We start from the raw sequence: 21,413 nt of genomic DNA, 5'->3' as shown, positions 1-21,413 counted from the left end.
CATGAGCGTACAAGCCCTAACGAGTCAACAAGACGCCGGCACCCAAGGCGCTGACATTATGAATTCCGCCGGTAGCGCTGCTGGCACCATCAAAAATGATTTCATGACATTGATGCTGGCTTCAATCCAAAACCAGGACCCCACCAGCCCTATTGATAGCAATGAATTTGTCTCGCAGATGGCGCAAATATCTCAAGTCGAAAGCTTAGAGCATATGCGAGCCAATCAAGCCATGAGCATGATCATGATGGAAAATCTCGGCATCGTGCAATCGGCGCAACTCATAGGCAAAAGCGCCATGGTGCCAGCTAACGAATTTACGCTAGGCGATGACACTATCGACGGTAAGGTTTATCTCGAGTCAGGCGCAGAAGGGCTAGAAATCGAGATTAAAAATGATCAAGGTGAAGTGGTCGAAACTATCGTGCTGGGCCCGCAAGATAGCGGCGACATCGCCTTTAGCATCGATCCAGAAGAGTTAGACTTACCCGCTGGCGACTATGAAATTACCGCCAAGGTCACTGCAGGTGAAGAAACCAGCAACGCCGATACATTTATAAAAGCTCCCATTGAAAAAGTTCACTTTGTCAGCGCGTCCGGCGTGATGATGGCCGAGTTGGGCAATGGTTTAGGCACGATTTCTGTGCTTGAAATCTCTGAAGTGTCATAACAATTTAAGTTAAGGAATCCTAAGCATGTCATTCAATATTGCCCTTAGTGGTTTACAAGCAACAACCCAAGATCTCAACACCATCAGTAACAACATTGCCAATGCCTCAACAGTGGGCTTTCGTGGCGGCCGCAGCGAATTTGCCGCTATTTATAATGGCGGCCAAGCCGGTGGTGTTAACGTCATGTCCACCAGCCAAAACTTCTCCATGGGTGGCGGTCTAACTTACACGGGTCGTGAATTGGACATGGGCATCCAAGGTGAAGGCTTCTTTATGCTGTCAGGCACTGATGGCAGTACGCTTTATTCACGTGCAGGCATGTTTAACCAAGATGCAAACGGCTTCGTGGTTGACCCTATGGGCAACCGTCTACAGGGCTACACTGTCGGCCCAGGTGGTCAATTGCAAACCGGTAATGTGAACGACTTACAAATCCACTCAACATCACTGCCGGCAAAAGCCACCAGCGATGTCAGCCAAATATCAAATTTGGATGCGCGTGTTGATGCCATCGACCCTGCTACCACCCCGTTTGATCCTGATGATGCCTCAACTTACCATTCGTCAACAACGGTAACGGCTTACGACTCACTGGGTAAAGAGCATGCGCTAACCCAGTATTACGTTAAAACTGGCGACAATACTTGGCAGGTTCATTACCGCATGGATGGCGAAGATGTCACTCCTGCAGGCGGTCATACATTGGATTTCGACTCAGATGGCAACCTCATCGCCGGCGACTCAATCACTTTAGATATTAACGATCCCAATATTGTTGGTGGTGCTTCAGATATGAGCCTGACGCTAAGCTATGCCAACAGCACCCAATATGCGGCCGATTATAACAACTCAAGCTTGACTCAAAATGGCTACACCTCAGGCGAGTTGAACGGTATTCGTCTCGATAACGACGGTATGCTATACGGGGTATACACCAATGGCCAAGAGCAAGTGCAAGGACAAGTGGTTCTCGCTGCCTTCAACAACCCCAATGGCCTTACACCGGTGAGCAACAACGCCTGGACCGCTAACCCTTCAACGGGACAAGCCACTGTCGGCACCCCTAATACGGGGACCTTCGGCAACATGGCTGGAGGCTACCTAGAAGGCTCAAATGTCGACACCACTGCGGAAATGGTGGGATTGATGAATGCCCAGCGCAACTACCAATCTAACGCCAAAGTGCTTCAAGCCAATACCAGCATGCAACAGTCTTTGCTTAACGCTATTTAGGATCGCATATGGATAAGATGATCTATACCGCTGCCAGTGGTGCTAACCGAATAATGGAAGCGCAAGCGATACGGGCACATAACTTGGCCAACGCTGATACTCACGGCTTCAAAGCCGATTTAGAGCGAGTACAGGCTCAAGTAGTGCCAGGGGTTGGCAATAGCCTAACCACCCGCGTCATGGCGCAAACACATAGCAACAGCTTTGACCGCCAAAGCGGTGAGCTTAACCCCACTGGCCGCACTTTAGATTTAGCTATCCGCGACCAAGGCTTATTCAGTGTCATGACCGGAGCAGGTGAAGGATATACCCGCTCGGGTGCCATTGTCCCTGATGCCAATGGCCAACTCACCATCGATGGCCGTCCTGTGGTCGGTATCGATGGTCCCATTGTGCTGCCGGAATACCGAGACTTGTTCATTGGCGATGACGGCCGCATTAGTGTGCTAGCCGCGGCCGGTGAAGTCATTGAAGAGGTTGGCCAACTAAAACTGGTTAACCCCGACCTACAAGCCATAGAAAAAGGCACCGACGGTCTACTTTATAGCCGTGATGGCCAGATGTTGGCCGCCAACAATGAAGTAAGAGTCAATAGCGGTTACCTCGAAGCCAGTAATGTCCAAGCGGTGAGCGAAATGATCGCCTCAATGGATTTAAGTCGTCAATTTGAAGTACAGGTCAAGTTGATGAAAAGTGCAGAAAAGCTAGCCGAAGCGGGCAACCGCCTGCTTAAAAACGCGTAATTAAGGAGCATTAAGGTGCAATCAGCATTATGGGTAAGTAAAACTGGGCTTAGTGCTCAAGATGTCAAAATCACCACCATTGCCAACAATTTAGCCAACGTTAATACCACTGGCTTTAAGCGTGATAGGGTGGCATTTAACGATCTGTTTTATCAAACGCAACGTCAACCTGGCGGTCAAGTTGATGAACTCAATGAACTGCCTTCAGGTTTACAGCTTGGTGCAGGTACGCGGGTGGCAGGCACCCAAAAAGTGTTTACCACTGGCGATCTGTTAACCACCAACCAACAACTTGATTTAGCCATTGAAGGCCAAGGTTTCTTTCAAATTGAAGAACCCAATGGTGAGCTAGCCTACACCCGTGATGGTCAGTTCTTTCGCAACAACGATGGCCTAATGGTGACCTCTCAAGGCTTACCTATGGTGCCCAATATCGAGATCCCGGAAGATGCACTCACCATCACCATCGCAACCGATGGTGTGGTATCGGCGCAAATAGCCGGAGAAGCCGAAGCACAGGAACTTGGGCAAATCACCTTAGTTAATTTTACCAACCCTGCAGGTTTAGAGGCGCGCGGTGACAACTTGTACCGCGAAACAGGCGCATCAGGTGCCGCTCAGGAAGGCATTGCGGGTGACCAAGCTATAGGTCAATTGCGTCAGGGCGCGTTGGAAGGGGCGAATGTCAATGTGGTTGAAGAGATGGTTGAGATGATCTCTACCCAACGCGCATATGAAATGAATGCCAAAGTCGTATCAGCGTCCGATGACATGCTGAAATTCCTCAACCAAGCCGTGTAATCAACGCCCACGCGTAAGGAGTCATCATGCGTTATTTATGGATAGGGTTCATGTTGTGTTTATCGGGCTGTGCCGCCCATTTTCCGGAGCCCGAAACAAAACCTGGGCAACCGGAATGGGCGCCGCCGGAGATTGATTACAGCCTGCCAGAAGCTAAAAATGGCAGTGTGTACCGTCAAGGCTATATGTTGACCCTATTCAAAGATAAACGCGCGTTTCGCGAAGGTGACATTCTCACCGTCGCGCTTGATGAAAAGACCTATTCCAGTAAACGCGCCGATACCAAAGCCAACAAAGAGCAAGATATGGCGATTGGCGGCCAAGCTTCGACCGGCAGTGACAGTTTCAATGGTAGCGGCAGCGGTTCAGCCTCTCGCGGATTTAAGGGATCAGGCTCCAGCACGCAGCAAAACCAACTATCTGGCTCTATCACCGTCACCGTCGCCAAAGTATTACCTAATGGCGCGTTGTTAATCCGCGGTGAAAAGTGGCTGCGCTTGAACCAAGGTGATGAATACTTGCGTTTACTAGGGCTGATACGCACCGATGACATCGGTAATGACAACACTATCTCATCACAGCGAATTGCCGATGCTCGTATCATCTATGGCGGCCAAGGCGCAATTGCCGACAGCAATGCTATGGGCTGGGCGGCACGCTACTTTAATAGTCCTTGGTTCCCACTGTAATGCAGCAACTCACCCCCACAAGAGGCACAATGATGCGACGATTATTAATTGGACTTGCTAGCGCATGTATGGTGATCGTCAGCAGCACCAACATTAGCCACGCCCAAGGTCAACAACGCTACCTTATGGATATTGTTGATGTACAAGGTATCCGCGACAACCAACTCGTAGGTTATGGTTTAGTCGTTGGCTTAGATGGCACCGGTGATCGTACTCAGGTGCGCTTTACCAGTCAGTCTATCGTCAACATGCTCAAACAATTTGGCGTCCAAATAGATGATAAAACAGATCCCAAATTAAAGAACGTCGCTGCCGTTGCGGTCCATGCCACCGTGCCACCTTTGGCAAGTCCGGGGCAAACATTAGATATCACCGTCTCTTCTATCGGTGATGCTAAAAGCTTACGTGGCGGCACACTATTGATGACACCTTTGCGCGCCGTCGATGGTGAAATTTATGCGGTGGCTCAAGGCAACTTAGTCGTTGGCGGGGTGTCAGCTCAGGGCCGTAATGGCTCATCCGTTACCATTAATGTGCCTACCGTAGGCAACATCCCCAATGGTGCGCTACTAGAAGCGCCAATGTACAGCGACTTTACTGAAACCGAAGATATTGTGTTAAACCTGCGTACCCCGAGCTTTAAAACGGCACGCAATATCGAGCGCCAGGTCAATCAGCTATTTGGACCCGATGTCGCCCGTGCAGATAGCCACGCTAAAGTACTGGTTCGCGCCCCAAGTACCAATCGCGAGCGGGTTACCTTTATGTCGATGCTCGAAGAATTACAAATTGAGCAGGGCCGTAAGTCACCTCGCGTGGTGTTTAACAGCCGCACCGGCACCGTGGTGATGGGCGGCGAAGTGGTGGTACGCAAAGCTGCCGTCAGTCATGGCAACCTCACCGTATCGATTGTAGAACAAGAGTTTGTCAGTCAGCCAAACGGGGCTTTTTGGGGCCAAGCCCAAGGGGAAACTGTGGTCACTACCGATAGTCAAATTGACATTGATACCGGCGATGCACGCATGTTTGTCTGGCCAGAAGGCATTATGCTCGAAGATGTGGTTCGCGCTGTGAATAGCTTAGGCGCGTCACCCATGGATTTGATGGCCATCTTACAAGCCCTTGATGAAGCCGGTGCCCTTGAAGCAGAATTGGTGGTGATTTAATGAAACTCGACAATAGCCACGGCTATATTGGCCAGCTCAACGCCAATGAGCTAATTAAAGCCAATGGCGAGCACGGTGCATTGCAGGTCGTCAGCCAACAATTTGAGGCGCAGTTTTTACAAACGGTACTCAAGCAAATGCGCAGTGCCTCAGATGTACTGGCGGATAGTGATAACCCGCTGTCACCGCAAAAGGATAGCCTCTATCGGGACTGGCATGATGCAGAGCTTGCGGGTCGTCTTAGCCAACTGCAATCGACGGGGTTAGCGCACATGATGACAAAACAATTATCTGGTGCGCTTAAGTCCAGCCCCGAGCCGGTCGCCTCTACTAATCAAATGGCCACAATGCCTGCTGCCAATGGTGACATCTCCTCACAGAGCGTTGCGACCAAAGCGATGCAACCGGCATTGATTGCACCCACGTTCAATCAAGTATCTAACAAATAACTGCCGCTTTGCGGCTTTAAAGGACCAACAATGAGTATGCTTAACATTGGCATGTCTGGCTTGAACGCCAGTATGGCAGCTTTGAACTCAACGTCGAACAACGTTGCCAATGCAATGGTACCCGGTTATTCACGCCAACAAGTCATGATGAGTTCAGTGGGCGGTGGCATTTATGGCAGCGGTGCTGGGGTACAGGTCGATGGCGTCAGACGCATATCCGATCAGTATGAAGTGGCGCAATTGTGGAACACCACCAGCAAAGTGGGCTTTACCCAAGTGCAAAGCAGTTATTTTGGTCAGGTCGAGCAGATTTTTGGCTCTAAAGGTAACAGTATTTCATTTGGTTTAGACCAGCTATTTGCGTCATTGAATTCCGCCATGGAGCAACCCAGTGATATCGCTTACCGTCAGGGAATTTTGAGCGAATTTAAAGCCATGGGACAGCGGTTTAATTCAATTAGCCAAGGCCTAGATTCACAACTAAGTCAGATTGAAGGCCAAATTGGTGCGTCAGCTAAAGAGATCAACACCCAGTTAGAGACCATCGCCAAGTTTAATCAAGAGATCCAACGCTCGGGCGATAATATACCTGCTGGTTTGCTTGATGCCCGTGACGCCGCCATTGATGATTTATCTAAATTGGTCGACATCAATGTGACCCACGATAGCACTGGCATGGTGAATATCTCATTGGCACAAGGACAGCCTCTGCTATCTGGCACCACCAGCGCCAAGTTTAACGTCACGCCAAACCCCAACAACCCGGCCATTAGCCAAGTCACGTTGCAATTTGGTGAAGCGCAATTTCCCATCGATGAAACCACCGGGGGCAGTTTAGGCGCGATGATTGACTATCGCGATAACAGCTTGCTGGAGTCACAAGCCTTTGTCGATGAAATGGCGGTCACCTTTGCCGAAGAGTTCAATGCCATTCTAGCGGCTGGTACCGACTTAAACGGCAACACGCCAAGCCAAGATCTGTTCACCTTTGACCCTAATAATCCCGCTGGTAGCCTGCGAGTGACTGACGGGTTTAGCGCCGACATGTTAGCTTTTGGTCAAGATGGTACTCCCGGTGACAACACCAACTTAAAAGCACTTATCGAGCTGGCAAATAAGAGCTTTAGCTTTGACTCTGTGGGTATTGAAGGGTCAATGGGAGAGGCTTACGCAGCCATGGTCGGTCAATTAGGCTCAGCGTCACGTCAAGCACAAATGAGCGAAGAAACGGCGATGACTTTACAGATGGAGGCCCAATCACAATGGGCCAGTACCAGTGGTGTCAACATGGATGAAGAAGCGGTTAACTTGATTGTTTATCAGCACTCGTATCAGGCCAATGCCAAAGTGATTGCCGCGGCGGATCAGTTATTTCAAACCATATTAAATATATAGCCTTGTGCCCTCGTGGGCATACCACTCGTTAGTAATGAAGGTAAATTTATGCGCGTAAGTACTCAAAACCTGTATGCGAGCAACCTCAACAGTTTACAAAATTCCACGGCGGATATTGCTAGGCTAAATCAAATGATGGCGACGGGTAAATCTATCCTCAGACCATCGGATGACCCCATCGGCTCGGTCAAAGTGATTGCTAGCCAACGCAACGTCGCTGAAACCGAACAGTACTTGAAAAATATTGACTCTCTTAGTGTCAGTTTTGGCCGCGCAGAAACCCACCTGTCGTCATTGGTCGAAGTGCAGCAACGGATGCGAGAGATCACTATTGCTGCCAATAACGGCGCCCTGTCTCCGGAAGACCGGGCCGCTTATGCAATGGAGCTCGAAGAGTTACTTGAAACATTTGTCGGCAGCGTCAACGCCCAAGATGATGCGGGTAACTACCTGTTTTCCGGCAATGAAACTAAAACCGCGCCCATTGGTCAAGATGCCAATGGTAACTACGTTTACCAAGGTGATAGTAACCATCGTGAAGTGCAAACCTCGGGTTCATCATGGATGACAGCCAACGTCACTGCCGAAGCCTTCATCTTTAGCAATGGCAGTACCGACATACTCAACCAAACACAGGCATTTATTGATGCGTTAAACGATCCAAATCTCGCACCGGGCGACCCAGCATTTGAATCTGTCGCTAATGGCATGCTAACCACATTGGATGACACCTTAGCCAGTGTGGGTGGCGCTATCACCGACATAGGTGGTAAGCAAAATAGCCTGCAGTTGATTCAAGAATCCCATGAAGAGATGGTGCTGTTCAATGAAGAGGTCATTGGCGATACAGAAGGATTAGATTATGCCCAAGCAACGGCGGAATTTAATCTCAAGCTCACCACATTAAAAGTGACCCAACAAACCTTTGTACAAGTCAGCCAGCTGACGTTATTTAATCAGTTATAATTGGAAGCGAATTTATGTCGACGGTAAACAGTGTTGTAGATACTCACAGTATTGCTCAGCGTAGCCAAACAGTGGCTGCGTCGTCGACAGCGCGAACCGCCGCCACAGACACTCACCCCACCGCTGAAAAAACCGCAATACCTATGCACCGGCTGGAAAGTTACCAGCGCTGGGCGAGTGTCACTCAGGGACAACATAAAGTCTCAGCCGCACAGGTCGCCGAGCAAGGGCTGAAACAAGTTGAAACCTTGCTCAAGCAGCTACACAAACAGGCCAAAGCCAGTTTAAGCAATGACCCAGCTCGCGCAAGCCAAGCCAATCAACAAGCACAACATATTCAGCAGCAATTGACTCAACTTGAAATCAGCTATTTTGACAAACCTTTGTTAGATCATCAGCTTAATTTGGTTTCATCGCAACGCCCTGCGGCTAAGCATCAGTTTGTCATGCGCTCGATTGATTTAACCAGCAGCAAATCACGTGATGAGCAGATTCAAGTACAAGCCAACGGTGAATCAACCACTATTTTGTTACCGGGTAATAGCGACAGTCGCAGCTTGCAAAACCAACTGGCCAAAGGGTTAGCGCCATTGGGAATAGAGGTGATGGCAACCGCTGCAGGTACGCGCTTTGCTAGCGATAGCGAACACTGGCAGCAACTGCAACAGGGATTATTGATGACCGGCCAAGGGCAACGCTTGCCTGCCGGAGAACCTCGTACCATAAAGTTACAGGAACAGCTGAGCTGGCAAGATCCTCGCGAATGGCAACTTGGCAGCAATGAAGAGCTAAAACAAGCGATTGCCAAGATCAGTAAATCGCTGTTTAAAGTCGATCAGCAACTGGGCGAAATTCGCGAAGCCAAACAGAAAATGCAGCAACAATTGCATAAAATTAACCGCAGCCAAAGCCATAATGTCAACGTCGAACAAACCCTAGAACAGCTCCATGGTCTAATGCAATCAACGCCGTTTTCGCTGCAAGTGACCTCTATGATGGCCCAAGCCAATGTGTCTCGCTCTCACGTCAGTGCACTATTAAAAAGCTAACAACCGCCTTCCCACGCCTTAAGCACCGAATAAAACGAACAACTATTAACTTAAAAATCAGTTATTTAATAATTATTTTAATATTTTTCATCTTTACAATTCAGTTTCGTTTTCCAGTGTCGTTTTATCAATTATGAGAGACAACAGATTATTTAACGTTGACTTATCGAGAGTCTGTTTCTCCTATGAGTTGACGTTAAATAGCCATAATCACACTTGGAGAAACAGCCATGTTATCAGTTCATACTAATTACGCCTCTTTAGTTGCTCAAAACGCAGTAGGCAAAAACAACAGCTTACTTACTACCTCTATGGAGCGTCTATCTACTGGCCTTCGTATCAATAGTGCTGCTGACGATGCGGCAGGCCTGCAAATTGCTTCACGCCTTAGCGCAAACGTTGTTGGCATGGAAACCGCTAACCGCAACATTTCAGATGCAACATCAATGCTGCAAACAGCTGATGGTGCACTTGATGAGCTAAACACTATCGCTAACCGTCAAAAAGAACTTGCTACGCAAGCAGCTAACGGCGTGAACTCACAACAAGATCTAGATGCACTTCAAGCTGAATTCACTCAGCTAACTGCAGAAGTTGACCGTATTGTGGGTGAAACAACTTATGCCGGTAATAACCTATTCGCTTCACTGGATACAGGCGTAACTTTCCAAATCGGTGCAGGCATCAATGAAACACTTGATGTTCAAGTAGCCTCAGCAGGTCTAGCGGGTGTGACAGACGATATTTCTGCAGCGGGCGGCGCAACAGCGGCAATCACTGCAATTGATACTTTCATTGATAACGTCGGTGCTGCACGTTCTGATCTTGGTGCCAACATCAACCGTTTAGGCCACACAGCTTCAAACCTTGCCAACGTGACTGAAAACACCAAAACAGCTGAAGGTCGTATTATGGATGCTGATTTTGCTGTTGAAACGGCTAACATGACTAAGAACCAGCTGCTAGTTCAAGCCGGTACCAGCATTCTTTCTTCAGCCAACCAAAATACTGGTTTGGTTATGGGCCTACTGTAAGCCCCCATTGCGAGTGGTTTACCCAAACCAATTTGAGGGAGCATTTAATGCTCCCTTTTTTTATGTCTATCGTCGCTTTTTCAATATTTACTCACCCACACGCTTAAGCAGTCAGCCAATCAAGTCGCCTTACCTAGAGTAACTACAAACGCATTCTGCTCAGTGAGTTAAAGCGGAAAATTACATTCCCGTTGCGAGTAAATAGCGGAAATTATCCGGCCAGGGTTTTACCGTTAGTCATTAATAAACAGACACTTAGCAATTGGCACAGAGTTTGCAATAGCCCCAAGTATGGAGGAGATAAAATGATTTCAGGTATTAGCGCCGCCCAGTTTGCCGAACAGCTCATCATGGCCGAGCGTATGGGCAAAGATCAGCTATATAAAACACAGATGAATCGCTACGAAGCCCAGCTCAGCGCTTATGAGATCTTAGAGAAAAGCCTCAACAGCATGACCAGCAAGCTTGAACGCATTGATGGCGATGGATTTGATGAAAAGACAGTCTCAGTAAGTGATGACAATGCATCGGTAACTGTTAGCCCTGATGCGCCAGAAGGCCAGTATGACCTCTATATCCAGCAACTGGCACAAGCACACCAATTGTCTAAATCTTTTGCCAGTGAAGATGCAACCGGCCTGCCTACATCTGGCAACCTTAGTTTAGAAGTCGGCGGCGAAACGCTCACCCTTGATATGGGGGCAATTAATGCTGACGGTTCAATGACCATCACTCAACTACGCGACTATATTAACGACCATCCTGACAACCCAGGCGTGCAAGCTTCGCTGATGCGCACCGGCGGAAACGTTGAGTTTATGCTGACCTCTAAGGAGAGTGGCGCAAATAGTCAAATCACGATTCAGCATGATGGCAATGATATCGGCATGACCGAACGTCGAGCGGCCCAAGACGCACTCATCAATCTCAATGGCGTTGATATTCAAAGTAGCAGCAACTACCTAGAAAACGTGATTGATGGAGTCAATATCGACCTAAACAAGACACACGAAAGCGGCCAAAGCACCACTATCACCATAGGTACTGACTTTGAAGCCAGTCAAACCGCTGTCACAGACTTTGTTGATGCTTTTAATGAATTGATGGATCAAATCAACAAGCTAACCCGCTCTATGGGTAGCGAAGTGGCTGATGACATTGATAAAGACAAAGACGACGAAGATGATGATGATGAAGACAGTAACACCAGTATTGGTGAAGACCAGCTTGGGGTTCTAAAGGGCGATGCCAGTATACGTATGCTGCAAAATAGCATGCGACAAATGATATTTGAGCCATCACCCAATGGCATGCGTTTATCTGACGTCGGTATCGAAATGAGCCGCGATGGCAAACTTACCGTCGATGAAGATAAGCTCACCGATGCCCTCAAAAGCGATCCTAATGCGGTTAAAGCCATGTTTGTCGACGACGGCGGTTATGTAGACCGTATTGGTGATGTCATCGACCCGTTTACCAAGAGCAATGGCTACTTAGATCTTAAGCAAGACAACTTAGATTCTCAGGTCTCACGTGTCGAAGACAATATGGATCGTCACGATTATCACATGCAGCAACGCTATCAAATTTATCTCACCCAGTTTACCGCAATGGAGGCCAACATCATGAAGATGAACTCCGCTAGCGGGCTGTTTTACTAAGGATACCGATCACTATGTTGAACGAAAATGATCCCTTTAGCGCCTATCGGCATACCACCATCGACGCTCGTGCGGCTGCGGCCAATCCCCATGAGATGGTGCGCATGCTGCTTGATGGTTTGCTCGACGAACTGGAAAGAACCAGCGGCTTTATGCAGCGCCGCAGCTTCGAACAAAAAGGCGGCAGCATCAACAAATGTCTCAACATAGTTCATGGCCTAGATTCGATGTTGGATCTAGACAATGGCGGTGAAGTCGCCGCCAGCCTCAATAAGCTCTATGACTACTGCAGCCGGCAGCTAGTCACAGCAAGTGTAGAAAACAACCCTCAAGCACTTACTCCCATTATTAAGGTAATAAGCGATGTCAGAGCAGGCTGGGCCAATCTCAATTGAACGATGGCAGCAATTTGAAACAGCACTTAACAAATACGCACAGCAAAAAGATTGGGATCGTGTGGTGTTAGTCAATGACCGCATGATCCAAACGCTGAAGCAAGCGGGCAAACCCACCACCCGTTCACAACTGATAGCACGGCAGGCGTTAGCAAAAACCCATGCCAACATCTTGCAGCAATTACAGCAAGCTAAGATGCAGCTAGCCCGTGAAATCGATCAGTTTAAACAGCAACAAGAAGGACTAGCCGCCTATCAGCTGACCAGCTTGAGTGGTGAACAACATGATGATTAATCTGACTTCAAACCTTGAAAAGTCACTCGAAAGTGATCAATCAATTCTCGATGGCCAGGGTGAACAAAGCGCTGAGAGCTTCACTGAACTGTTTGCAGATCCGGTATTAATGCTGCCGAGTCAACTCCCAGAAGACACTGAGCAAAACTTATCAACCATCGATCGTTTGGACGTCACCACCAATGCATCACAGCTAACCTCTTTGCATTTTACCGATCGACAACCGCAACTATCGGCACAAGTCGAACAACTTGTTAATAGCAAGACCCAAATTCTCGATGCGGGCAAGACCATATTCAACCGCCAAGATGTCAGTCCCACCAACATTGGTTCAAGCACGACAAACACGTATTTAAACTCTGACTTGGCTGTAGCACGGACTAATATTGAGACGAATTTGCACCTTAAGGGGCAATCACTCACCAACATGCCTGAGCCTTTAACTCAGGCTTATGGCCGTCACTCTAACCCGCATCAATCGATAGCCGGTAACGCTCCTACACTTGCCACTATCGCCACCTCTCCAGCGCCGTCGAATCAGGCTCAACAAAGCAACTTGAGCAACTTGAGCCACTTGAGCAACCAAAGTCTCAACTCTACCGAGCAAAGTAATCTAGCCACGTCGCAAAACCTAGCGCCCAAATCGGCAGCAGTTAACGGCCAAGGGCCTATCGTCAACAACTTTGGTCAGATGCTTTCAGATCCTACGGGGTCAATGGCACGTCAAGATCTCACCGTTTCCCCTACCATCCCTGAAGTGTTGAATAACGTTGCCAGCAAACCCACACAGGCAGCGCCTGTAAGCCAATGGGGGCCGGTAACCATTGCCACCGCCGCGCCACAATTGCAACAAGCACAACAATTGCTCACGCCATTGCGCGAGCAACTACGCTTCCAAATTGATCAGCAAATAAAAACCGCAGAGTTGCGGCTAGATCCGCCATCGCTGGGAAAAGTTGAGCTTAATATCCGCCTCGATGGCGATCGGCTACACATTCAGATGCACGCTGCCAATGCCGCCGTTCGCGACTCGTTACTCATGGGGCTCGATCGACTGAGAAGCGAGCTTGCCAATGATCATGGTGGCCAAGTCAATGTCGATATTAGTCATGGTGAATCACACTCCGAGCAGCAACAAACAGAACAACATTCAATTGCTAGCAGCTCGTTAATCGATACAGCAAGCACAACAGAAACCACTGAGCAATCAACCTCAAATCAAGTCGATTTACGCGCCTAACTTAAGGAAAAAACCATGGCACTGCAAAACAGTAGCATTAGCAAGAAAATACTTTGGTCCCTCTTTATTTTACTGTGGAGTGGTGGGCTGTTTTGGGCTGGCTGGCAATCACCCACATTGATAGGTGGGCCATTTGTCAGCCAACAGGAACAACCTGATGTGGCACGATTCTACCCACTTGACCGCTTTGTGATCTCAGTACCTGGGGATAAAAACCCGCACTATTTGCTATTGGAGTTAGCACTTAAAAGTCGTTCGCCTAATGTCGCCGCGACCCTGCAAGCCGCAGATCCCGTTGTTAAAAATTCACTCATGAAGATGTTCTCACACAAGCATTTCAACCAGCTCAACGATGCTAATCAACTGGAAAGCCTACAAAACGAGGCGCTATTGCTGCTTTCGGCAGTAATGGTGGAAAACCAGTTCCCACTAGAAATTGACGAAGTGTTGTTCACTCGTATGGTGATTCAATAATCGGGAGTCATAATGAATGCGACACAACTAGCCTACCCAGCTGATTCTGAACCAACCACGACTAAACGCCTATCTGAGACGCAGGTCATGCGTCAATATTTGCCGCTGGTGAAACGCTCCGTCTCGCAACTACGCAGCCACTGTGGCACGGTCATGACCAGCGAAGACATGGAACAAATCGGCCTAATGGCGCTGCTTGAATCCTCAAGGCGCTACCCTGGCGAATATGATAATGGCTTTATTTCCTATGCTGGCCAGCGTATTCGCGGCGCTATCCTAGATGAGCTTCGCCGTCAGGATTGGCGGCCGCGACCAGTGAGACAACAAGCCCATGAGCTTAACGATCGTGTGCGCACGCTCACTAAGCAGCTAGGACGCCAACCCAGTGATATGGAGGTGGCAGACGCGATGGGCCTGTCTCAAAGCCAATATCGAGAGCGACTGTATGCATCGCAATCGGAGTCAATGAAAAGCCTAGATGCTTTGCTCAGCAACGGCGACAGCTTTAAAGATCAAAACAACGTTATTGAACAATTTTCGTCCAAACAAACTTTATTCTCTGCAATCGCAAAATTAAACAAAAGAGAACAGGTGATCCTGTCGCTTTACTATCAACATGAACTCAATTTAAAAGAGATTGCCGGTACATTGGGATTAACTGAAACTCGGATTTGCCAAATTCATAAGCAAGCCGTGAAACAACTTCAGCAAATCTACCAGCAATGGGATCGTTAAAGGTAGTGACATATGAGCAAGTTTGTAGGGCTGTTTATCATTCTAATATCCGTATTCGGCGGTTATGTTTGGGCGGGAGGTAGCCTCAACTCACTGTGGCAGCCGGCGGAAATCGTGATTATTTTCGGAGCCGGCTTTGGTGCTTTGATCATTGCCAACCCCAAAGCCGTATTGGTTGAGATGCGTTTGCAGCTCAAAGAGCTGGTCAATAGCGAACAGGAAGACCCTGAGCTCTATCCACAACTATTTGGCTTAATGGCCATGCTAATGAACCAAGTGCAATCACAAGGCCTAAAAGTACTTGATGACCACATCGAAAAGCCGCAGGAAAGTTCACTATTCTTAATGTTTCCAGCAGTGCTTGAACATCCCAACGTCCTGCAGTTTTTGATTGATAATTTGCGCCTACAATCGATTGGTAAAATCTCAGCCCACGATCTAGAACACATCCTCGAAGAGGAGATACACCGTATAGAAGAAGATCGGTTGCGCCCCTCCCTCGCACTGGGCCGCGTAGCAGAAGCCATGCCTGGCTTTGGTATTCTTGCTGCCGTCATGGGCATCATTATCACTATGTCTAATATTGATGGCCCCATCACTATGATTGGCGTCAAAGTGGCTGCTGCTTTAGTCGGTACTTTCATCGGCATTTTTGCCTGCTACTGCTTATTCGAGCCACTCTCGAAAGCGTTAGAGCACTTGGTAGATAGAAAATCAGCGCAACTACGCTGTGTTGCTGCCATGTTGAGCGCCTTTGCTAAAGGTAAGCCCCCAATGTTGGCCATTGATGCTGGTCGCAAGCAGATCCAAAGTGAAAACCGACCTAGCTTTGTAGAGCTTGAACGTTGGATGGTGGAGCAGCAAAGCTAATGGCCTTAAAACCACAACCAGTAATTATTAAGCGCAAACCCAAACGTCGTCACCGTGGTAATCATGGTGGCGCTTGGAAAGTGGCCTTTGCTGATTTTACTTTAGCAATGATGGCGCTGTTTATGGTGTTGTGGATTTTACAAATTGCAGATCAGCAAGAGCGCAGCATGATAGTCCAATACCTGCGAGGTGATATGTTTGCATCGGGTTCAATTAACCCGTTTGATTTAAGCCAATCACCCTCTATGGTCGACCTTAATGGCAGCATCGCACTGCAACAAGCGATTTTGCCCGCTACGGGCACAGGCGTAGAGCGAGCAGGTCCTGCCATGCACAATAATATACCTGAAGGTGACAGTAACCCCAAAGCAGGTCGCGGACCTGAGCTTAACTCTCTGGTACCGGGGCAGTTTGCCACCCAAGCACAATTGGAGTTTTTAGCGCGCGAGGTCGAAAATGTCATTGAGGAAGTGAACTTAACTGCCAACGTGTCCATTCGAGTAGTTCCTCAAGGTATTCGTATTCTTATCCACGATAACGTGCACCAATTTATGTTCACCCGTGGTAGCGCCGAAATGATGCCCTATTTCGAAGATCTATTGATGGCACTCGGGCCGATATTGGGCCAAGTAGAGAACCGCATTAGTATTTCTGGCCATACTGACTCAACTCCCTATGCGGGTAAGAGTTTTACCAACTGGGAGCTATCAAGCAAGCGTGCATTGCTGGCAAGACACGTACTTGAGTATGGCGGAGTTCAGTCTAAACAAGTGATACAAGTGACGGGTATGGCAGATCAGGTGCCTTACATTCGAGATGATCCAGCCGCCGCGGCTAACCGACGGATTGAAATGTTAGTTCTCACCAGTGATGCCGCCAAACAGTTACAAGAAATGGCTGGACTCACAGACAATAATGACACCAATCCACAAGTGGAACAGGCCAAGCGAATAGCTGAAGATAATCAGCCGCGTAACAGCTATCCAGATCAGTGGCTAAGTCAATGAGACCCCGTAACAGACAGGTCAAGCTAGGGGCACGTAGCCATGCGGTTAGTCCCGACGAAGACAACCGTGATCATCAGCGCCATAGCTTGCGCACCCGTCCCAATAGCGACATCACTCTCGCTTGCGATGGTGTCACTACTGAGCTTTTTCAGCGAAAGTGGTGGGGAAAACGCCGCTTAGGCATCGCTAATATCAAGGATATCAGTTTAGGCGGCATAGGATTTATCAGTGCAATACCGCTGCAGCCAAATAGCCAACTAAAACTCGTTCTCGCCAAACAGGATATGTCGATAGAGATCATGCGCTGCCTAATGGTCAATAACAAGCTGTGGTTCTATGGTGCCAAGTGGATCAACCCTGATGATCCAATCGTCGTAAAACTTATCAGTAACATGCATCAGCAGCTCAGTCACAATAACCGCTAGCGCTCGGCAGCTCATTGGTAATATTCTAGGGAGTGATAATGGCTAACGCACACAAACGTAAAGGGCCTGACGGGTTGCAAAAGCTGTTTCTATACTTGATTTTGCTGCACTGGATAATCCTCATTTATACCGCGACGACAATTCAAGACATGACCTTTCGCCACGGCTTGATGGCCTCTATTATGTTGGCGGTATTTAACCTGATTCTGGTTAATCTGTGTTATCGACGTGCTAGGCGTAGTGGCGATAGCTACCTAATATACCCGGTAGTTGCAGGTGCGTTATTGGCGTTTATTTTGATGTGTTATTTCTTTTTTTTCGCTTAACAAGACTAATGCGTATAGTTAGCCACCGCAGAGTGATTAAGCTCTAGCAGTTCAATTAAAGCAGCACTCGGCATCGGACGATGGAAGTAGTAGCCTTGGTAAGTATCGCAGCCAAATGATTTAAGCCATTGCGCTTGCTGCTCTGTCTCAACCCCTTCAGCGACAAACTCCAACTTGAGGCTATGGGCCATATCAATTACCGACTTCACTATGGCAGCTGAGCGGTCGGTGTCAGTGATATGTTTAATAAAACTCGCATCCAACTTTAAACGGTTCAATGGCAAAGTCTGTATATAGCTAAGTGAGCTGTAACCTGTTCCGAAATCATCAACAGCAATACTGACACCTGCAGACCTAAGCGTTGACATAGTTTCTTTTACCTGTTGTAAATTGCTTAGTAGCGCGTACTCCGTCAACTCCAATTCTATCTTGCTCGGTTTAACATTATGCTCGTACAAAATATCAAGTAGGCTTTGAGCGAACTCTGGTTGGTTGAACTGCCTAGCACTGACATTGATAGCAAACATGGGCGCCGACAACCCCGCAGCTTCAATAGTATTGATAAACTGACAAACCGCATCAGTCACCCAGCGCCCCAGCTCGATAATAAGTTCGCTACCTTCAACAATAGGAATAAATATCCCTGGTGAGATATGACCTTTTTCTGGGTGGTACCAACGCAATAATGCCTCAACAGAACGCAACCGTCCTCGGGCATCAACTAAGGGTTGGAACACTAAACTCAATTGATTACGTTCAATCGCGTAACCTAACTCATTGCGAATAAGCTGGTGTTGTTGTGCTTTAGCTTCCATATCTGGCGTATAGAGTACGCACGCATCTTTACCATTCTCTTTGGCTTGCGACATCGCCAGATCAGCTCTCTTAAGCACCTGTTCTGGCTCGATATTATCTTGATGGCCTATCGTGGCGATACCCACACTCGCTGAGACATTTAAGGTAGTGTTATTGATGTAAAAACTACGGGCAACTAGCTGCCTAATTTGGCTTGCCAACGCGGTCGCTCTGCGGCTGGCCTCTGCAGTCTCTGCCGGTAAGTGCTTCACCAAGATGACAAACTCATCAGCCGCTAATCGCGCAATCAAGGCATTGGTTGAGAAGTAACTCGATAGTCGCGCGGCAATTTGAATCAGCAGCCGGTCTCCTGCATGATGACCTAAGGTATCGTTAATAGCTTTAAAGTTATCTAAATCAATAACAAATAATGCGGCACTATCAATACATTGACTTTGCTTAATCGCGTACAATTCATCTAATAAGGAACGCCTGTTGGCTAAATCGGTGAGTTGGTCATGGCTAGATTGGTGCGACACCGTTTTTTGATTCCGGACATCTTCTGACACGTCACTATGGGTGCCAATCATCCTTAGCGGATTACCTTCTTTGTCCCAATCAACAATCATGCCGCGATCAAGGACCCAGATATAATGTCCTTGCTTATGCTTCAAACGATGCACGTTCTCGAAACTCTCAGCTTTACCAGACAGATAGCTATTTAAGGCCTGCAACACCTGCGCTTTATCTTCCGGGTGGATCTTGGTTTCCCACGTTGCAAAACAGCCATCAAGTTCGTCAGGACTATAGCCAATCATGTCTTTCCAGCGATCGGAAAAATACACCTGATTTTGCTGTAGATTCCAATCCCAAATGCCGTACTGTGATACCTCAACGGCAAACAACCACCGTTGCTGGCTATCTTTTAACTCAATCTGGTTGGCTTCGTAACGTTGTGCCGTTTGATTAATTTGTTGCTGCAGCAAACTAATTTCAGCAAAAGGAGAACGCAGGTTAAGCGATTGAGCACTATGGCTTTGAAAGAAAGGGTGATTGGCAATCTTAGTTAACGGCCTAAGTAACAACAGGTAAACCGTCATCATCAATAACGAAAAACCTAGCAAGGCTAATAGAAACACCCGCAGCGCACTTTCCCGCAGTCGCTCATCGACCAAGGTTAATGCTGGAGCTAAATCATATTCGTAATAGATAACATTAGGGCTAGCAACATCTTGGGCTAACGGGCTGAGCTCCAACGGATAATAAGCCTGTATTGACTGCCGTTGTGGATTAAAGAAAATATCAATGTCACCTTGAGTCACACTGAGTCGGTGTCGGTTGACATCGTAACCGTCGATCACCAAGGTCGCCAAACTGTTTTTCCACACCACATAATTGGAAAATCGAATACTACCTTGCTGATTTAAAAGGGTATAGACATTGGTATTGAGATCGGTAGAAGCAATCGATATTTCATCTTCAATGCGCACATAATCCCGACGTTCCATGGCTTCTTCAACAATATGCTTCATGCGCATAAGCTGTTGCACTGTGTCGTCTTGATGGCGTTCAAGCACCAGCTGTCTTTGTGAATCTCGTTCTGCAATATAAGCACTTAGGGCTAATACACAAAAAAGACACAATCCAACAATGGGGATGGCATACGCCAATGGTATACGTTTAACCAATCGTGCTAACAATCAATCTACCTTTAAGGTTTATTATTATATTTTTGACTACTCAAGGTGCTCGACACCCAATAAAAAGGGCGCAAATTTGAACACTTAAGTGAGCATTGTCACACAATTTTTAGGTTAGCCAAAGCAGCAATTAGTACTATCAAATAAATTTAAGCCTTTTGCATTAAGAACAATCAGCGCAATATCGTTCGCTTGAATAGGCTTTAACACGACTACCACGGCCATGTACAGACTAATATCAAACTATGCATGTCCAAGTTTTTTGCAATAAAAGAAATGGCCGACTCGGTTCGCGCAGCGAACACATTGGGGCTTTGAAGCTTAGTGGTTTGTTACGAAGTGGAGAGCCTGCTTAGCGGCGGGTCGACGTAGAGAGTCGTTCTTTTCGCACAGCATATATACGAAAAAAGCCCCAATACAAAGTGCTGAAGATTTATCGTTATTGTTTTATCTTCACTTTTCTAAAAAGTGAACACCAAAGTGGCGTCTGGAAATGGCTTACTCGGTTCGCGCAGCGAACACATGGGGGTGAAAGTTGGGCGCTTTGAATACGCAGTATTCAGCCCCTAGTCTTTTAGTAAAGAGTGAACGCGGAGAAGCTTGCCTTCGTAGCTGGAGGCAAGGCACACGGCCTTTCCTTGGCATCCATGCCATCAAGGCATTTGTTAGTCCTAAACATCAGATTTGCCGAATGCCAGAAACGCATGGACGCAGTTTCTGGCCAAGCTCAGCGACGTGTCGACGTAGGGGGGATGTGGTTTCCTACTGTTTTGTCTTCACTTTTTAAAAAGTGAAAACAAAAGTGGCGCCTGGAAATGGCCAGCTGCGCTAAAGCTCCGCGCTACATAAGTGCATGAAGCTGCGCTTCATAAACACACTCACTTCGCCCTACTCCACATGGGTATTGAGCCTCACTGCGTTCGGACTTTTTACTTCCCCATGTTCGAGTGTCATTTCAAAGCCCGTTAAACGAAAAAATCCCCAACACAAAGTGCTGGGGATTTATCGTTTATTTGGCGTCTGGAAATGACCTACTCTCACATGGGGAGACCCCACACTACCATCGGCGCAATTGCGTTTCACTTCTGAGTTCGGGATGGGATCAGGTGGGACCACAATGCTATGGTTTCCAGACAAATTGGGGACAATTTAGAAAGCTAATTATTTATGCCCTATTCAGGCCAAGTCCACTTCAATCAAGTGTCTGTATTCTTCTGTAAGTTTCACCACCAGTAAAACCCATTAGGGTTGTATGGTTAAGCCTCACGAGTCATTAGTACATGTTAGCTCAACG

Annotated in this window: 22 protein-coding genes and 1 rRNA gene; 21 read left to right on the top strand and 2 right to left on the bottom strand. The window is 47.7% G+C overall.

Annotated elements, in window-relative coordinates; translation table 11 throughout:
- The first annotated feature begins 1 nt into the window (after window position 1).
- The 21 genes from L865_RS0116555 (at window position 2) to L865_RS0116455 (ending at window position 17,624) form a co-directional block, all read left to right on the top strand.
- Window positions 2-670 (top strand): flagellar hook assembly protein FlgD, encoded by a 669-nt coding sequence (locus tag L865_RS0116555; RefSeq protein WP_028774264.1) that lies wholly within the window; start codon window positions 2-4, stop codon window positions 668-670.
- Between the two features lie 25 nt (window positions 671-695).
- On the top strand, window positions 696-1,904 hold the full coding sequence (gene flgE / locus L865_RS0116550; RefSeq protein ID WP_028774263.1) for a flagellar hook protein FlgE: 1,209 nt from the start codon (window positions 696-698) through the stop codon (window positions 1,902-1,904).
- Window positions 1,905-1,912: 8 nt separating this feature from the next.
- On the top strand, window positions 1,913-2,647 hold the full coding sequence (locus L865_RS0116545; protein WP_028774262.1) for a flagellar basal body rod protein FlgF: 735 nt from the start codon (window positions 1,913-1,915) through the stop codon (window positions 2,645-2,647).
- A gap of 15 nt (window positions 2,648-2,662) precedes the next feature.
- Window positions 2,663-3,448, top strand: a complete 786-nt coding sequence (gene flgG, locus L865_RS0116540) for a flagellar basal-body rod protein FlgG (RefSeq protein ID WP_028774261.1) — start codon at window positions 2,663-2,665, stop codon at window positions 3,446-3,448.
- A gap of 26 nt (window positions 3,449-3,474) precedes the next feature.
- Window positions 3,475-4,137, top strand: coding sequence for a flagellar basal body L-ring protein FlgH (flgH, locus tag L865_RS0116535; protein ID WP_028774260.1), 663 nt, complete (start codon window positions 3,475-3,477; stop codon window positions 4,135-4,137).
- A 68-nt stretch (window positions 4,138-4,205) separates the two neighbouring features.
- Entirely contained in the window at window positions 4,206-5,303 is a 1,098-nt protein-coding gene (locus L865_RS0116530; protein WP_245608455.1) for a flagellar basal body P-ring protein FlgI, read from the top strand.
- On the top strand, window positions 5,303-5,752 hold the full coding sequence (locus tag L865_RS0116525; RefSeq protein WP_028774258.1) for a rod-binding protein: 450 nt from the start codon (window positions 5,303-5,305) through the stop codon (window positions 5,750-5,752). Before L865_RS0116530 ends, L865_RS0116525 begins: the two co-directional genes overlap by 1 nt.
- A 30-nt stretch (window positions 5,753-5,782) precedes the next feature.
- Entirely contained in the window at window positions 5,783-7,147 is a 1,365-nt protein-coding gene (gene flgK, locus L865_RS0116520) for a flagellar hook-associated protein FlgK (protein ID WP_028774257.1), read from the top strand.
- A gap of 48 nt (window positions 7,148-7,195) precedes the next feature.
- Window positions 7,196-8,113, top strand: coding sequence for a flagellar hook-associated protein FlgL (gene flgL, locus L865_RS0116515; protein WP_028774256.1), 918 nt, complete (start codon window positions 7,196-7,198; stop codon window positions 8,111-8,113).
- 14 nt (window positions 8,114-8,127) lie between these two features.
- The gene (locus L865_RS0116510) at window positions 8,128-9,162 is read left to right on the top strand and encodes a hypothetical protein (RefSeq protein ID WP_037471414.1); all 1,035 of its coding nucleotides are present in this window, start codon (window positions 8,128-8,130) and stop codon (window positions 9,160-9,162) included.
- A 230-nt stretch (window positions 9,163-9,392) separates the two neighbouring features.
- Window positions 9,393-10,196, top strand: coding sequence for a flagellin N-terminal helical domain-containing protein (locus tag L865_RS0116505; RefSeq protein ID WP_028774254.1), 804 nt, complete (start codon window positions 9,393-9,395; stop codon window positions 10,194-10,196).
- A 305-nt stretch (window positions 10,197-10,501) separates the two neighbouring features.
- The gene (gene fliD, locus L865_RS0116500) at window positions 10,502-11,857 is read left to right on the top strand and encodes a flagellar filament capping protein FliD (protein ID WP_028774253.1); all 1,356 of its coding nucleotides are present in this window, start codon (window positions 10,502-10,504) and stop codon (window positions 11,855-11,857) included.
- Between the two features lie 14 nt (window positions 11,858-11,871).
- The gene (gene fliS, locus L865_RS0116495) at window positions 11,872-12,252 is read left to right on the top strand and encodes a flagellar export chaperone FliS (RefSeq protein ID WP_028774252.1); all 381 of its coding nucleotides are present in this window, start codon (window positions 11,872-11,874) and stop codon (window positions 12,250-12,252) included.
- Window positions 12,221-12,547, top strand: a complete 327-nt coding sequence (locus L865_RS0116490) for a hypothetical protein (RefSeq protein WP_028774251.1) — start codon at window positions 12,221-12,223, stop codon at window positions 12,545-12,547. Before fliS ends, L865_RS0116490 begins: the two co-directional genes overlap by 32 nt.
- Complete coding sequence (locus tag L865_RS24625; protein ID WP_028774250.1) at window positions 12,537-13,787, top strand: flagellar hook-length control protein FliK; 1,251 nt, start codon at window positions 12,537-12,539, stop codon at window positions 13,785-13,787. Before L865_RS0116490 ends, L865_RS24625 begins: the two co-directional genes overlap by 11 nt.
- A gap of 15 nt (window positions 13,788-13,802) precedes the next feature.
- Window positions 13,803-14,261, top strand: a complete 459-nt coding sequence (locus L865_RS0116480) for a flagellar basal body-associated FliL family protein (protein ID WP_028774249.1) — start codon at window positions 13,803-13,805, stop codon at window positions 14,259-14,261.
- Window positions 14,262-14,273: 12 nt separating this feature from the next.
- Window positions 14,274-14,996 carry an RNA polymerase sigma factor FliA gene (locus L865_RS0116475; RefSeq protein ID WP_028774248.1) on the top strand — a complete coding sequence of 241 codons (723 nt, stop codon included), beginning with the start codon at window positions 14,274-14,276 and terminating at the stop codon, window positions 14,994-14,996.
- A 12-nt stretch (window positions 14,997-15,008) separates the two neighbouring features.
- Entirely contained in the window at window positions 15,009-15,866 is an 858-nt protein-coding gene (gene motA, locus L865_RS0116470) for a flagellar motor stator protein MotA (RefSeq protein ID WP_028774247.1), read from the top strand.
- Window positions 15,866-16,873 carry a flagellar motor protein MotB gene (locus tag L865_RS0116465; RefSeq protein ID WP_028774246.1) on the top strand — a complete coding sequence of 336 codons (1,008 nt, stop codon included), beginning with the start codon at window positions 15,866-15,868 and terminating at the stop codon, window positions 16,871-16,873. Before motA ends, L865_RS0116465 begins: the two co-directional genes overlap by 1 nt.
- Window positions 16,870-17,298, top strand: coding sequence for a PilZ domain-containing protein (locus tag L865_RS0116460; protein ID WP_028774245.1), 429 nt, complete (start codon window positions 16,870-16,872; stop codon window positions 17,296-17,298). Before L865_RS0116465 ends, L865_RS0116460 begins: the two co-directional genes overlap by 4 nt.
- 38 nt (window positions 17,299-17,336) lie before the next feature.
- A complete protein-coding gene (locus tag L865_RS0116455; RefSeq protein WP_028774244.1) occupies window positions 17,337-17,624 on the top strand; it encodes a hypothetical protein in 288 nt (95 codons plus the stop codon).
- 5 nt (window positions 17,625-17,629) lie between these two features.
- On the opposite strand, the gene L865_RS24045 is transcribed toward L865_RS0116455, so the two are convergent.
- Both L865_RS24045 and rrf read right to left on the bottom strand, forming a co-directional pair.
- Window positions 17,630-20,119 (bottom strand): putative bifunctional diguanylate cyclase/phosphodiesterase, encoded by a 2,490-nt coding sequence (locus tag L865_RS24045; RefSeq protein WP_157577629.1) that lies wholly within the window; start codon window positions 20,117-20,119, stop codon window positions 17,630-17,632.
- A 1,018-nt stretch (window positions 20,120-21,137) separates the two neighbouring features.
- Window positions 21,138-21,253 (bottom strand): 5S ribosomal RNA (rrf, locus tag L865_RS0116440).
- Window positions 21,254-21,413: the final 160 nt, after the last annotated feature.

The sequence above is a fragment of the Shewanella waksmanii ATCC BAA-643 genome (assembly GCF_000518805.1).
Taxonomy (GTDB): Bacteria; Pseudomonadota; Gammaproteobacteria; order Enterobacterales; family Shewanellaceae; genus Shewanella; species Shewanella waksmanii.
This window is presented reverse-complemented; position numbering and strand designations above follow the sequence as displayed.